At 34.6% G+C, this 14,988-nt stretch carries 13 protein-coding genes and 1 pseudogene; 10 read left to right on the top strand and 4 right to left on the bottom strand.

Going from position 1 to position 14,988, the window contains the following annotated elements:
* The first annotated feature begins 167 nt into the window (after positions 1-167).
* Complete coding sequence (locus AC1Q8L_RS18035; protein WP_000820992.1) at positions 168-638, top strand: DinB family protein; 471 nt, start codon at positions 168-170, stop codon at positions 636-638.
* A 104-nt stretch (positions 639-742) separates the two neighbouring features.
* On the opposite strand, the gene AC1Q8L_RS18030 is transcribed toward AC1Q8L_RS18035, so the two are convergent.
* Both AC1Q8L_RS18030 and AC1Q8L_RS18025 read right to left on the bottom strand, forming a co-directional pair.
* Positions 743-2,002 carry an MFS transporter gene (locus tag AC1Q8L_RS18030; RefSeq protein WP_016512572.1) on the bottom strand — a complete coding sequence of 420 codons (1,260 nt, stop codon included), beginning with the start codon at positions 2,000-2,002 and terminating at the stop codon, positions 743-745.
* A 69-nt stretch (positions 2,003-2,071) separates the two neighbouring features.
* Positions 2,072-2,695 carry an ArsR/SmtB family transcription factor gene (locus AC1Q8L_RS18025; RefSeq protein WP_025118647.1) on the bottom strand — a complete coding sequence of 208 codons (624 nt, stop codon included), beginning with the start codon at positions 2,693-2,695 and terminating at the stop codon, positions 2,072-2,074.
* A 185-nt stretch (positions 2,696-2,880) separates the two neighbouring features.
* Here AC1Q8L_RS18025 and AC1Q8L_RS18020 point away from each other — a divergent pair, with 185 nt between their 5' ends.
* On the top strand, positions 2,881-3,945 hold the full coding sequence (locus tag AC1Q8L_RS18020; RefSeq protein WP_000477773.1) for an ABC transporter permease: 1,065 nt from the start codon (positions 2,881-2,883) through the stop codon (positions 3,943-3,945).
* A complete protein-coding gene (locus tag AC1Q8L_RS18015) occupies positions 3,945-4,616 on the top strand; it encodes an ABC transporter ATP-binding protein (RefSeq protein WP_000202606.1) in 672 nt (223 codons plus the stop codon). The genes AC1Q8L_RS18020 and AC1Q8L_RS18015 overlap by 1 nt, the downstream gene beginning before the upstream one ends.
* Before the next feature lie 49 nt (positions 4,617-4,665).
* Here AC1Q8L_RS18015 and AC1Q8L_RS18010 read toward each other — a convergent pair whose 3' ends face one another.
* Together AC1Q8L_RS18010 and AC1Q8L_RS18005 are read right to left on the bottom strand one after the other, a co-directional pair.
* The gene (locus AC1Q8L_RS18010) at positions 4,666-5,778 is read right to left on the bottom strand and encodes an LPXTG cell wall anchor domain-containing protein (RefSeq protein ID WP_065229084.1); all 1,113 of its coding nucleotides are present in this window, start codon (positions 5,776-5,778) and stop codon (positions 4,666-4,668) included.
* Positions 5,779-5,928: 150 nt separating this feature from the next.
* The gene (locus tag AC1Q8L_RS18005; RefSeq protein WP_000826974.1) at positions 5,929-6,510 is read right to left on the bottom strand and encodes an AAA family ATPase; all 582 of its coding nucleotides are present in this window, start codon (positions 6,508-6,510) and stop codon (positions 5,929-5,931) included.
* A 215-nt stretch (positions 6,511-6,725) separates the two neighbouring features.
* Here AC1Q8L_RS18005 and AC1Q8L_RS18000 point away from each other — a divergent pair, with 215 nt between their 5' ends.
* The 7 genes and pseudogenes from AC1Q8L_RS18000 to AC1Q8L_RS17970 all read left to right on the top strand — a co-directional run bounded on the left by AC1Q8L_RS18000 (position 6,726) and on the right by AC1Q8L_RS17970 (position 14,886).
* Positions 6,726-7,646, top strand: coding sequence for a class I SAM-dependent methyltransferase (locus AC1Q8L_RS18000; protein ID WP_098311824.1), 921 nt, complete (start codon positions 6,726-6,728; stop codon positions 7,644-7,646).
* Positions 7,647-7,789: 143 nt separating this feature from the next.
* Positions 7,790-8,005: pseudogene (locus tag AC1Q8L_RS17995) on the top strand (RtcB family protein); the annotation flags it as partial.
* Between the two features lie 285 nt (positions 8,006-8,290).
* Positions 8,291-9,250 carry an RtcB family protein gene (locus AC1Q8L_RS17990; protein WP_000454386.1) on the top strand — a complete coding sequence of 320 codons (960 nt, stop codon included), beginning with the start codon at positions 8,291-8,293 and terminating at the stop codon, positions 9,248-9,250.
* A gap of 327 nt (positions 9,251-9,577) precedes the next feature.
* Entirely contained in the window at positions 9,578-10,810 is a 1,233-nt protein-coding gene (locus tag AC1Q8L_RS17985; protein WP_000754285.1) for a DUF4073 domain-containing protein, read from the top strand.
* Between the two features lie 356 nt (positions 10,811-11,166).
* Positions 11,167-12,162 (top strand): D-cysteate sulfo-lyase, encoded by a 996-nt coding sequence (gene cuyA / locus AC1Q8L_RS17980; protein ID WP_001046575.1) that lies wholly within the window; start codon positions 11,167-11,169, stop codon positions 12,160-12,162.
* A gap of 220 nt (positions 12,163-12,382) precedes the next feature.
* A complete protein-coding gene (locus tag AC1Q8L_RS17975) occupies positions 12,383-12,805 on the top strand; it encodes a YhfM domain-containing protein (protein WP_001178454.1) in 423 nt (140 codons plus the stop codon).
* 290 nt (positions 12,806-13,095) lie between these two features.
* Positions 13,096-14,886 (top strand): S9 family peptidase, encoded by a 1,791-nt coding sequence (locus AC1Q8L_RS17970; RefSeq protein ID WP_000614108.1) that lies wholly within the window; start codon positions 13,096-13,098, stop codon positions 14,884-14,886.
* The last annotated feature ends 102 nt before the right edge of the window (positions 14,887-14,988 follow it).

The following is a 14,988-nucleotide window of genomic DNA, read 5'->3' as shown; positions in this document are numbered from 1 at the left end:
TTTTGTCGCTAGTATACGTGTAAAATGAAAAAATATGAGTCATTTTAATTGCATAATCGGATGAGTTTATGGAGTGGGATTAGGAGGAAGTTTATTTAAAAATGTAGAATCTCTACAGAGTTAGAGGGAGTGTATTAAAACTTGAACTGTGTAGGGAGGAAATTACTTTGAAACGAATTGACTTGTTATTAAACGCACTAGATTCAACATTTGATAAAGAGAGTTGGTATGCACCGTTTAAACATGCTATAGGAGGGCTTACAGCCGAACAGGCTATGTGGAAACCATCAGGAGAGGTAACGAATACCATTTGGGAGAACGTTAATCATCTCACTTATTACAAAGAGCGACTTGCTGCAAACTTGGAAGGCCGTGAATGGACAAATAATCTCGATGGTGGTGAAACCTTCTATCTTACCAATCAATCTAATGATGAGAAAGAATGGAAGAAAGTCGTTGAACGTTCTGAAAATGCTCAACGTAATTTAAGACAGGTATTGAGTGCAATTTCTGAAAAAGAGCTTGAACAAAATTCACTTGAGGGGAAATTACTGGATATCATGCTTCATGATGCCTATCATACGGGCCAAATTATTCAATTAAGGAAAATGCAGGGGGCATGGCCAGCAAAACGTTGATTGAACTTTTTAGATCGTTCTATTAAAGGCGTTATTATTGAATAAAACTTAACATCCAAGCATAACCCCGTTCTAAATTTAGAACGGGGTTATGCTTGTTTCTGCTATAAAGCCGCACCTTTCCCGCGTTCTTCCTTAAACCGAAGCTCAAAAGTATCCGCTGTAATTTCATCAGCTTTTGGAAAAGCCCGTAATTTCGGATGAAGTAGCCATACGAGGGAAATGAATAAAATCCCAATGCTAGCAAGCGCGAAAATAAGTTGGCTACTATATACATTCGCAGTGTATCCGCCAATTAAAGAGCCGAGCGGCATAGCAATTGTGCCCATGCTCCGTGTGACTGAATTGATGCGCCCAAGATATTGGTTTGGAATTACAATTTGACCAATTGTCACAAATAATATGTTGGTCGCACCAATTGGTATCCAAGCTAAGCCGAATAAAAAAATGGATAACCATTGAAATGGTACAATCGTAGAGAGAAACCAAAAGAAAGCGCCAGTTGCGAAGCTAATAATGGAGACACGGCCAACATTATGTTTACCAACCCATGAACTGAATAGTGCTCCAATTAAACAACCGGCTGATATAGCGGCTAAAAAGAACCCATATAATCTCACACCACCTAAAGAATCAGCGAAAGAAGGGAGTATGGCCATCGTCATACCGATTGAAAAATTAGCGACAACGGAACCGATTAAGAAGACGCCCATTAAGGAACGAAAGACGATTGAAAACCCTTCTTTTAAATCAGTGAAATATTGCTTAGTTGAAAGTACTGTGTTTGCTTCGGTTTGTTTTGGCATTTTCAATGAAACGAACAAAAGGGCAGTAATCGCAAATGTAAAAGAGTCGATCACATATAAAGTAATTGCGCCAAATAGTGCTACTAATATTCCGGAAAGAGTCGTGCAAATTAAATCAATGCCTTGGTATGCAAATGAGAAAAGTGAATTTCCTTTTAATAATTGTGTTTTATGCAGTAGAAGTGGTAAAGCTTTTGACTGTGCGGGATAGGCGAATTGTTCGATAAAGGCTAAGATGGGCATGATGATGAGTAGTAGTTGGACTGTTAATAGGTCGAAGTAGTGTGTAATAGGAATGATTAAAATAAGAATGCATTGCAAAACTTGTGTGATGACGAGGGTGTTTTTAATGGACCATCTATCAACGAATGGACCAGTAAGAAATTGTAATGCAGAAGGTAATAACGTAAGGGAACCAGCCAATCCAGAATAAAAAGGATTACCACTTAATTTGTATACGAGCCACATCGCGGCTACATAATACAAACTATCTCCTATGTTGGTGAAAATTCTTCCTAAAAATAATAAGAGGAAATTCCGGTTTTTTAATATGTCCACTTTATCTACTCCTTTATAATAAATTTATTCAGTAAAATAAATTTGACCGTTTATGTAAAAAAAATCGTATTACGATTTTTCTTCTTTTTTAATAAATTGCTGCATTGTTCTCTCAGCGATTTGAAGTGCAGTAGTAGAAATATAATAAGGTTTACTATTCGGATCTTTATCTGCACCTTTTGTAATTTCGTTTAATTCAGCCATCAATTGATGAAACTTTTTCACCCACACTTGAAATTGTTCTGGCGTAGCATCAAATTCCCAGCAGGATGAAACGTAATTCCACTTAGCTGGATCTTCACTTGCATTTCGTAATGTAAAAGCTTCTTCTGGTGCAGCGAGAATTTGGCTTTTCGTTCTTTCTATCATTTGTAAAAAGATTTGGCGACCTGATTCGCTTAATATTTCTAAATGAGGTAATAGATCTGTAGCAGGGGTGAAGCCTTTAGCGACAGATTGATAAAACTTTTGAATAATCCCATTCTTTTCTTCTGTATAAACGATCTCTATAAGACCATTCTTTTCTAATTCTTTTAAATGATAATGAATTTTCGCCCTTGAAATGCCGAATTTCTCAGATAGTAATTGTCCAGTATAAGGACGTTCGCATAGACGTATCATCATTTCGGCACGTAGTGGATCGCTTAATGCTTTTAGTTGGCTATAAGTAGTTAGTGTTAATACGGACTTCAACATGATCAACTCCTTGAATTAAATTACTCGGTCAATATTATTTGACTGAATTGTATCAAGGATTCTATTTATTTTCAATACTTTCAGAAAAATTCTTTTTTTACTCTGTAATCTTCTGTTCATATTCCGTTCATATTTCTTTTTTATGATTAGTGCATAGAAAGAAAGAGGAAGGAGCGAGCGAAATGTTTTTAGCTCTGCGTGAATTGAAACAATCAAAATTAAGATACGGATTAATCGGACTCATTATGGTGTTACTATCATTTTTAGTCCTTGTTATTTCAGGATTAGCAAATGGATTATCATATGATAATGCTTCATCGATTCAAAATATGGAGGCAAATAAGTTCGTTTTAGCAGATGATGCGGAAAATAAATTACTTCGTTCACAAATTAAGAAAGACGATGTAGATAATGTAGTAAGTCAAGTAGGCGAGAAAGAGGCAGTTCCGTTTCGTGTGAAAGTTTCAACATATGAAAAGAAAGATAGTTCGAAAAAGGTTGATATCGCTATTTTTTCAAGTGAACGCGATTCATTTTTAGAACCGAACATTGTAAAAGGTGAGAAATTAGGTACAGCAAATAATGAAATGGTTGCTGATGAATCAATTAAAGAAAAAGGAATCGATATTGGGGATACAATTATCGATCCTGTTTCAAAGAAAGAATTTACAATCGTCGGATTTACGAAAGATCAAATGTTTAGCCATACACCAGTCGTTTATGTAAATGAAGACGTATGGGGATCTATTTCACAACCAAACCAAAAAGATTATAGTGCAATTGCACTTAACACAGATAAAGAAATTAAAAATGCTCACGTTATCGATAAAAAAGAAGTACTGCAAAGTATTCCAGGATTTAAAGAAGAGCAAGGAACTTTAACGATGATCATTGCGTTCTTACTTGTGATCGCTGCGTTATTAATCGGTGTATTCTTCTATGTTATTACACTACAAAAAACACAGCAATTAGGTGTATTAAAAGCAATTGGTACGAAGAACTCGTATTTAGCAAATAGTTTAGTCGTACAGGCGTTATTCTTATCAGTCGTTGCGATGGTAATTAGTATCGTTCTTGTACAAGGATTAGAACAAATTTTACCAGCGGGTATGCCGTTCTTATTAACAACACCGATGATTGCACAATACGCAGCAATCTTTATCGTAATTAGTATTTTAGGAACACTTATTTCGTTATACCAAGTATTAAAAGTTGATGCATTAGAAGCAATTGGAGGCGGGATGTAATGACTTCATTATTGAAATTAGACAAAGTAAGTAAAGTGTACGGAGAAGGGAATACGGAAGTAACAGCCCTTCATCCGATGTCGCTTGATGTGAAAGCTGGAGAGTTTATCGGAATCGTCGGTCCTTCTGGATCAGGGAAAAGTACATTATTATCAATCGCGGGTGCACTATTATCACCGTCAAAAGGGGATATTTACATTCGTGAGCAAAATATTACGAAGCTATCAGAAAAGGAAATGACAGACATTCGTTTGAAAAAAATCGGCTTCATTTTCCAGTTCGCAAATCTTGTTCCATATTTAAATGTGAAAGAACAATTGCTTTACATTGCAAAGCTAAAAAAAGAAAGTAAACAAGAATCAGAAAAGCGTGCGGATCATTTATTAGCGGCATTTGGATTAGGAGAAAGAAAAAATCATTATCCAAATCAACTATCTGGTGGGGAAAAACAAAGGGTAGCAATTGCTCGTGCGTTCATGAACAACCCAGATTTAATATTAGCGGATGAGCCAACGGCAAGCTTAGACTCAAAACGCGCACGTGAAGTTGTTGAAATGATGAAACGTGAAGTGAAAGAGAGCCAAAAAGCAGCAATTATGATTACACATGATGAAAGAATGCTTGATGTATGTGATCGTATATTGACGCTTCGAGATGGACAGTTAATATAAAAAAAGGAAAACCGTACCTGTATGTGCGGTTTTCCTTTTTTTAATGGATTTATTTAGAGAATAACGTTTTAATTTTATTACGAGTAAGTAATAAAATCCCGCCTAATACAGATAGCATTCCTAGAGCCATATTGTTTGATTGCTCGCTACCAGCGTTAGGAAGTTCTTTAGCGTTATTGTTTTTAGTACCATTATCTGTTTGCGTTTGTTTAGACTGTGATACTTCATTAATCTTGTTATCAACATTTTGCTTCGTTGTATGTAACTCAGCTAATTTGTCGTCAATTTTTTTCTCAGTATGCTTAAAGTCGTTGATTTTAATATCTAAGTCTTGTTTTTTCTTTGTTAAATCGTCTGAAACAGTTTGTTTCGATTGTTTAATTTCGTTAATTTTATTTAGTAAATCTTCTCTAGCCTTTTGTAATTCAGCTAGTTTGTTTTTTACATCTTGTTTAGCTAGTTCTAAGTTAGCGGAAAGACTGTCTAAATTGCCTTTAATTTTCTTAAGTTCCTCTAACGTGTTACCAGTATTCGGCTTGTTTTCTTTTAGTTCAGCGAGTTTGTCTTCAGCAGTTTGTTTCGCTTTCTTTAACTCAGCTAATTTTTCATCTACTTGTTTTTTAACTTCCTTAAGTTCATTAACCTTTTGATCAATGTTCTCTTTATGTTGCTTCATTTCATTCACTTTTTCATCGACAGTTTGTTTATGTTCTTTAATCTCATTAACTTTGTTATCGATATTTTGCTTATGCTCTTTTACTTCAGCAACTTTATCTTCTACTTGTTTTTTATGCTCTTTAATTTCAGCGATTTTATCTTCGGCGATTTGTTTGTCTTGCTGAAGTTTTGCATCTAACTCTTGTTTATGTTGTTTAATCTCGTTAATTTTTTCATCAGCAACTTGTTTACGTTCATGTAGTTCATTCACCTTAGTATCAACATTTTCCTTAACTTTGTTAAGTTCATTTAATGTTTGATCCACATTTTCTTTGTGTTGCTGTAATTTCGCATCTAACTCTTGTTTATGTTGCTTAATTTCAGCTAATCGATCTCCCGTACTTTGCTGAGGAGTAGCATCATTTACTTCTGCATGAGCAGAGTTTGCGCCAGCAATCATTGCTAAAGCTAGTGTAGACGCAGCGATTGTTTGTTTTGTTTTCATATTTTTGTACCTCTTTTCTTTCATATGCATGAGCTGTTTTGTGTAAAAATGAGCATATAGAAGTAGATTCTTCCATCATTATATACCATCTGCGCCGTCTAGAGGAAGTATTTGCATAATAATCTATGATTATGTAATTTTTATAGTCTCTTATTTTGGAGTAGGGGAGAACTCTTTAGCAAGATGGACAATTTTTAATATAGTAGAGTTTACATCCTTACTGTTACGAATAACAAACAAATAATCAGCTTCATTTTCTATAGGATCTACTACGTCTTCATGTAGTGATTTAACTTGTTGGCGGTGGAGGACTTCTTTGAAACTGGAATAGTTTCCCCTAAAAATATTTGTACTTCGTTTACTAAGGCCTACTCTTTCATAAAGTACATCATCTGGAATGGCAAAATGAACGAGTATGCGTATATATTCATTTTGTGGAAATACTTCGTTTAGTAAATAGAATCTTCCGTTTTTACTGCGATTGGAGTTACAAATAATAAGGTGTAAATTTGTATGTTCTTTCGCATAATCAACAATGAATTTTGAAAGACCGTGCTTTAGTATATTTGAACCTTCTGTCGGCTGTAATTTTTCATAATGTGTGTTAATAAATTCAGCTTGGTTGTCCTGGTCCATAATAAAAGAATTAGGTAACTCTTTTTCTAGCTCTTTTGCAAATGTAGTTTTTCCACTGTGTGTTTTCCCTACTGTAATGATGACTAATCTTTTCATGACGCCCTCCATTTGTGTTGTTATAAACTGGAATATTCGGTGTAGATCGAAGTCTTCCTGCTAGAGATTACACAAATTGTTGGAGCGTTAGTAGGTTGAAAACTTGACAAAAAAACTTATTTATGCTATAATTTACCAATATAAAAATAAGGTGTATAATAGGGTTCTCCTGGCCAGGGGAACCCTATTTTTGTTGTGAAAATGAAGGAGAGTGTATGTGCGTGAAACAAGGTGAAGCAAGTGTAACGTCGTTAGTATCAGCTTTCGGAAGGGCGTATCATAGTGAATTTGATAATCCTAAAATCTTTGATGATTATGTAGCTAAAGATTTCATTTCACAAAAAGAACGTAACAATATTGAAACGAACATGGTTCAAGGGATTCACTTTTTCAATAAAGACATTGCAGAGCAGTTTCAAGACAATCCAAAAGAAATATTAAAATGGATTACGCAAGTTCAGTTATCACCAACACCTTTAGCACGTGCTGCATATTGTGAAAGAGTATTACTACATGAAATTACATTAGGAGCGAAACAATACGTCATACTCGGTGCAGGCTTAGATACGTTCAGTTTTAGACACCGAGAATTAGAAAATAAAATAGAAATATTTGAAGTGGATCATCCTTCTACGCAGGCGTTTAAGAAGGAAAGAATAAAAGAAGTAGAAATTGAAGTTCCAAATAACCTTCATTTTGTTTCAATGGATTTTACGAAAGGATTTTCCTATGAACAGTTACGCAATGAAGGATTTGAAAATAAAAAGACTTTCTTTAGCCTTTTAGGTGTTACGTACTATTTAACGAAAGAGGAACTTGCTAGTTTATTAGAATGTTTATTCGAGATGGTTCCGGCAGGTAGTTCTATCGTTTTTGATTATCCCGATGAAAACTTATTTACGGAAAAGGGACTGTCCAATCGAGTTGAAAATATGGTGAAAATGGCTGAGGTAGGCGGAGAACCGATGAAATCATGTTATTCTTATACTGAAATGGAAGCACTGTTAGAGAAGGCGGGCTTACTCATTTATGAGCATTTATTACCAGAGGATATTGATGTATTATATTTTGAAGGACGAAACGATTATTTAGAAGCTTTTGAGACAGTACATTATGTACATGCGGTGAAAAGGTAGGAAATTAGTAGGCATGGGGAGGAATCTCTATGTCTTTTTTTATAAAAAAGGAAATGAGCTGTAGTGGTGGAAAATATAATTATAAATATATAATATCTATAAATTAATGTTTTGTAGAAACTAAAGGAAAGGGGAAATAGAAGATGTTGAAATTACAAGGGAAATACAATGAAGCAAAAGTGTTTACTACGAATGTAGAAAAAACTGCAGCAGGTCAAATTATTGATCTTTGTAACCAACAATTCGTAAAGGATAGCAAGATTCGTATTATGCCAGATACACATGCGGGCGCAGGTTGTACGATTGGGACAACAATGACGATTCAAGATAAAATTGTTCCTAATTTAGTCGGGGTTAACTAATCGGCTCAGACTTTAAACTACTCACTCAATTGACTGGGAACCCTAACGATAAAAGGCGAGGGCAATCAGCAGCCAGTGGTTATGGTGACATAATCGAATGGTTCAGAGACTTGTACGATGTTAGCAGACTAAGGTACAGAATTATTCCTCATCCATTTTGAATTGAAGAGGAATAATTAATACGGTGAGCCTACAGTAGAGACTGCATATCTCGATGACTGTAGAGAAGGTATAGTCCACTCTTTCAGGAAACTGAGAGGTAAGTACGATATTGGTTGTGGCATGGAAGTTGTTATGATTAATAAGAAAAAAGAGGAAATCAACTTCGATCACTTAGACGAAACGATACGTAAATTTGTCCCAAGTGGTTTTCGTATTCGAGATAAGGAACATAGATTTTCAAAAATGATAGATTTTGATAGTGTAAGAGCCCCGTTTACATTGCAACGTGCTCAAAAAAGTATTGGTACACTTGGCGGGGGCAATCATTTTGTCGAACTGAATGAGGATGATAAAGGGAATGTATACATTGTCATTCATAGTGGTTCGCGTAATTTAGGGAAACAGGTAGCAGAGTATTATCAAAACTTTGCTTACGAGCAACTTATAAATGTTAAATCTATTAAAGAAGAAATCATTGAACGTTTAACGAAAGAAGGTAGACAACAAGAAATACATGAAGCTTTACGTGAAATTAAGAAACCGGTGATTCGCAAAGAATTAGCTTATTTAGAAGGACAAGGATTTAAAGATTACATGAATGATATGAAAATTGCTCAAAAATATGCGGAGTTAAATCGTAAAGCAATGATTGATGAAATCGTCACTAAAATGGATTGGAATGTAACCGATCAATTCACTACAATTCATAACTACATCGATATGGAAAATATGATTCTACGAAAAGGTGCTATTTCAGCTCAGAAAGATGAACGAGTAATCATTCCAATTAATATGAGAGACGGTTCTATCATTGCATTTGGTAAAGGAAATCCAGATTGGAACTTTTCTGGCCCTCATGGAGCAGGACGTATTATGAGCCGTAAGAAGGCGAAAGAAGTACTTAACTTAGAGGATTTTCAAAATACAATGACAGAGGTTTGGACTACATCTGTTGCAGAAAGTACTTTAGATGAAGCACCAATGGTATATAAGCCAATGGATGAAATTATTAAGAATACAAAAGAAACAATTGATATTAAACATATTATTAAGCCGATTTATAATTTTAAAGCGAACTAGAAGGGGAGTAACGGTTATTAAATGAAGAGAACTTGAAAAGAGAGCGTATTTTGTGGCGGTTATATAACAAAGATTAAAAAGACAACATATCAAACGAAGAGATTCATCATATTCATTTACATTTATGTAATGTTAAAGACTAGAAAGCTAGATTGGCGCGAATTACTAATTGTGGAGTGTGAAAAAAAGACAAAATCTCTTAAAAAACACTTAATTTTTTATTCCATTAATCTTTACAATCGCCCCCTATAATGTGAATTGGACAAGCACCTAAGAGAAAGCAGAACATGTCAGTTTGTACATTCTATTATTAGGGGGAGAATTTGTATGAAAAAGACAGTTGCTTCGTTAGCAGTTATGGCGGCATTATTACCGACGTTTTCAGTGCATGCGGAAGGGAAAGAGCAAGCCCGAAAATCAGCTACAACTTTTAATGTTATTAGTGATATTCAAGGTGATTTAGGGGATTTTGATCATGTGCTAAAAGATATGAACAAAGTGACGCCACTTTCTAGAGCGCTTATTATGAATGGGGATATAACGCCGACTGGAAAACAGTCACAATATGATGATGTAAAGCGTGTGTTAAATAAAAATAAGCATCCAGAAAATGTATGGTCTACTGTTGGGAATCATGAGTTTTATGCTGGTAAATGGACAGCAGATGGGAAACTCTCTCAAAGTACATGGCCAAATGGTGTAAATGAGGAAACTTTATTTAACCGCTATCTGAAATTTAGTGGACAAGAAAAGGTATATCATAAAAAAGAATTAGATGGCTATCCACTTTTATTTTTAGGAACTGAAAAATATATGAAATACCACGATTCAAAAATGTGGGACGAAGTATATATGAGTGATGAGCAATTAGGTTGGTTAAAACAAAATTTAGAAGAGTATAGTCAAAAAGATAAAAATAAGCCAATCTTTATTTTCTCTCATCACGTTTTACCTGATACAGTATCTGGATCAAGACAATCACCATATTTACAAGATTATTTAAACATGGATAAATTGTACGATATATTAAAAGACTATCCGCAAGTTGTTTTCTTCACGAGTCATACACATTGGGATTTAAACTTATCTGACTGGGCTGGTAAAAAGAAAATTACAGGCGGAGATGAAAAAGGTTTTACTGTTGTAAATACGGGCGGGATTGAAACAGGCTGGATGTCAGCAGGACCAAATGGAGGAGAGAAAACTGCTCCAGATGGCTATTCATTTAAACAAGGGTTACAAGTGAAAGCATATGGTAACGATGTAATTGTGACAGCTTACGATTACAAACGTGATAAGGATATAAAGAAGTTATTAATTAGTGATTCAAAAATTGCGCAGATGGCACCAAATGTAACGGCAGATGATCGTAAAAATATAATTGTCGGTGCAAATGAATATATGGAGTATTCTATAGAAGGAACGAATGAGTGGCATACGTATAGTCAAGCAAATCCTCCGAAATTTGATGGAGATAAAACTGTATACGTACGTCATAAAGGTGAAATGAATTTAGAGCCGGGATTAACGCAGTTACTTCGTTTTTCGGTAAATAAGTGATTGGAGGGAGTCTGCATTTGAATGTGTGGGCTCTTTTTTTGTTGATGAGAAAGGGGTTGCCTGTCTGTCGTTTTTTGTCGATAGATCGATATATTAAGAAAATCGTTGATATACTGCAAGTTACGATCGATATATTTGAAAAATCGTTGATATATTGTAAGTAATGAACGATATATTAAAAAAATCGTTGATGTAAATTTCATGTACCGTAATTAAGTTAAAATCATTAATACGGTTTTACTTATCAAAATGAAATTCTAATACATTTTTAACCCAGAAAGGTGACTTCACCATTTTTACATGTAATAATAGTAACGTTACATATATTGTGAAAGAAGTACAAAAGGAGCGTTACAATGAATTTAGCTAAATTCCCGAGAAAAAAATATACAGAATCATATACACCAATTGAAAAGTTAAACAATTTTTCTGAAGCACTTGGTGGCCCGGCTATTTATTTTAAACGAGATGATTTACTTGGTTTAACAGCCGGTGGTAATAAGACGAGAAAGTTAGAATTTTTAGTTGCGGATGCACAGGAAAAGGGTGCAGATACGTTAATTACAGCTGGTGGTATTCAGTCAAATCATTGCCGCCTGACACTTGCTGCTGCAGTAAAAGAAAAAATGAAATGTATTCTTGTATTAGAGGAAGGGCTTGAGCCAGAAGAGAAGAGAGACTTTAACGGAAACTATTTCTTATATCACTTATTAGGTGCTGAAAACGTCATTGTTGTACCGAACGGAGCAGACCTGATGGAAGAGATGAATAAAGTAGCGAAAGAAGTAAGTGAAAAAGGTAGTACACCATATGTAATTCCAGTTGGTGGATCAAACCCTACGGGCGCAATGGGATACGTTGCTTGTGCGCAAGAAATTATGGCGCAATCATTTGAGCAAGGAATTGATTTCAGTTCAGTTGTTTGTGTAAGTGGTAGCGGCGGTATGCATGCTGGTTTAATTACTGGTTTTTCTGGAACACAAAGCCATATTCCTGTAATCGGGATTAATGTAAGTAGAGGAAAAGCTGAGCAAGAAGAGAAAGTAGCAAAACTTGTAGATGAAACTTCAGCACACGTTGGTATTCCAAACTTTATCCCGCGCGACGCTGTTATGTGCTTTGATGAATATGTAGGACCAGGCTATGCGTTACCAACGCCGGAAATGGTAGAGGCAGTTCAGTTACTTGCGAAAACAGAAGGTATTTTACTTGATCCAGTGTATACAGGTAAGGCAGTAGCGGGATTAATCGACTTAATTAGAAAAGGTAATTTTAATAAGGAAGACAATATTTTATTCGTACATTCAGGTGGTTCACCAGCTTTATATGCGAATACGTCTCTATTTGCGTAAGTGTAAAAAGCATTGGGTATCCAATGCTTTTTTGTTATATACTGGAATTATCGAGAGGTAGGAGGATGATATGAATTCAAATTTAAAATGGATTATATATACGGTACTCGGCATTTCTATTCTATTAATCTTATTTGTGGCTTATGGGGTGTATTCTTATTTTACATTTTAAAAGCGTAATGGAAGTGAACTATTATATACACTAAAGGCGGAGAGCGCTATGCAAATGAGAAATTTGTATTTAGTCTTCAGCGTGATTTGTTTATTTGTAGTAACCAGCTGTTCAAATAATATAGGAAATCATAATCAAACAATCGAAGTGCAAAAATATGCTGGTGATAATCATTATGAGGATTTGAAGGTAATTACAGACAAGAATAAAGTATTGCAAGTAAAGAAAATATTAAATGATACTAACTTTGAAAATAAAAAGGTGGAAATGTCTCGTTCAGCTGATTATCAGTTTGTTTTTCAGTTTAAAAATCCGAAAATAGAAGCGAAAGCTGTTTTATATCAAATGTGGATTAGTCCTAATAAGGATAAATTAGAAATAATGGCGGGGGATAATCAGTACGCTCAATTAGCAGAGAAAGACGCAGCTGCTTTTATGAAGATTGTTACTGGTGAGAAGTTAGCTGAATAAAAGTATATGGTAGATTTTGCTCTCTAATTCCCCACTTATTTTTCGCTTTGAGGGATAATTAGTGAGAAATATCGAATGAGAAGTAATCGTGAAATAGTAAAGGATATATTCACGGCTAAAAGAGGAGTTGTTTAAAAAACTCTCCGCATCGTTATGTAATGTTAATAAGAAGAAGTAGAAGGTAGAAGTAAATCTAAATAAAACCCAAAAGGGATAAATAGGAAAATGTAGAATCTTTATATATAAGATGTTCTGAATTTTTAGATATAAGGTAGAGTGGAGGAAGAAAGATGATTCAATTTCCTATGGAAGATGCTGAACAATTTTTTAGATCCTATAGTATTGGTAGGTTTACAGTTAGTGAAGATGAAGGGAAATTAATTTTTAGTACAAACTTAAATGGTCATTCTAATTTATGGGCGATGGATTTACCCAATTTATCCCCTTATCCATTAACATATTGTAATCAATCAAGCAATTTTATTAAAATGGATTCTTTAAATCGATTTATTTTAGCTGGATTTGATAAAGATGGGGATGAAAATTATCATATTTATGCATTAAAACCAGAGGGTGGTGGATTGCTTGAATTGATTCCAGCAGGAGAGACAGAAAAGGATTACTTTGTGCATTTAACAGAGGATGGGGAACGATTATACTATGTCACAAGTAAAGATAACCCAATGTTCTTAAACTCTCGTTGTTATAATATACGCACAAAAGAAGATACGCTGTTGTTAACTGGTGTGGAGACACCTACATATGTAGAGGCAGTAAGTCCGAATGAATCAAGTTACATTGTTTTAAAGTCATATAGTAATACATATAATGTAGGATATGTAAAAAAAGGAGAAGAACTTATTTGTTTAGTACCTTCCATTGAGAAAGAACATACTGTAGGCTCCATTTCTTATATTGATGAAAATACAGTGATTTTCGTTACAAATTATGAAGAAGAGTTTTCCTATGTAGCTTCTTTTGATTTAAATAAACAGGAATTCAAACCAATCTGTAAAATAGAGAAGGAAGATATTTCCGATATAAAATGGCATGCTGAAACAAAAAATGGCTACATTGTTTCGTCGAAAGGTGTTACAGATAGGTTATATAAATTTGTATGGGATAAAAAAGAGTTAATTCTATTGAATTCTCCGGTAGATACGATAAGTCAAATTGAAATTACAAAATCGGAAAATTTATATTTACTAGGTGAAAGTGCGACGAAAACAGCAAACATCTATTACAAGAAAAATAGAGATGCAGAATGGGCAGCATTAACAAAAAACTATGTTATTGGTCTATCTGAATCTTCTTTTGTTGAACCGGATGTTATAACATATGCCTCTTTTGATGGGTTAAACATAGAAGCATTATTATTCCGGGCGAAAGGAGAAGTACAAAACGGATATACAATATTTTGGCCTCATGGTGGTCCACAAAGTGCTGAGACGAAAGATTTCAGAGCATTATTTCAATATTTATTAAGGCAGGGATATAATATTTTTGCGCCAAACTTTAGAGGTAGTACAAGATATGGTTCAACGTTTACAAAAATGATTGAAGGTGATTGGGGGGAAGCACCGCGTTTAGATTGTGTAGCAGGGATCGAATGGTTATTTGAACAGGGGATATCAACTCCTGATAAGTTATTTGTTATGGGCGGTAGTTATGGAGGATATATGACCTTATTGCTTCACGGGCGTCATTCAGAGTATTTCCGTGCAGCCATTGACATTTTTGGACCTAGCAATTTATTTAGTTTTATCGAATCTATGCCTGAAAATTGGAAACCGCTCGCAGTTAATTTAATAGGTGATATTAATAATGATAAAGATAAGCTTATACAAGATTCACCAATTACTTACTTAAATCAAATGAATAAACCACTCCTTATCATCCAAGGGGCAAATGATCCACGAGTTGTAAAGGAAGAATCGGATCAAATTTTTCAAGCGTTGCAAAAACAAGGAGTAGATGTAGAATACCTAGTATTAGACGATGAAGGGCATGGATTTTCAAAAAAAGAAAATGAAATATATGTATATCGTCGCATAACAGAATTTTTAGCAAAGCATAAGTAAAAGAAATGGCATTTTACGGGTTATGATCATATCGCTATCAGGCTAAAAATGCAGAGAAATGACAATGAAATTATTGAATAAACAAGAATGAAACAACTTAAT

Source organism: Bacillus sp. GW823-FHT06A11, assembly GCF_058795355.1.
This window is presented reverse-complemented; position numbering and strand designations above follow the sequence as displayed.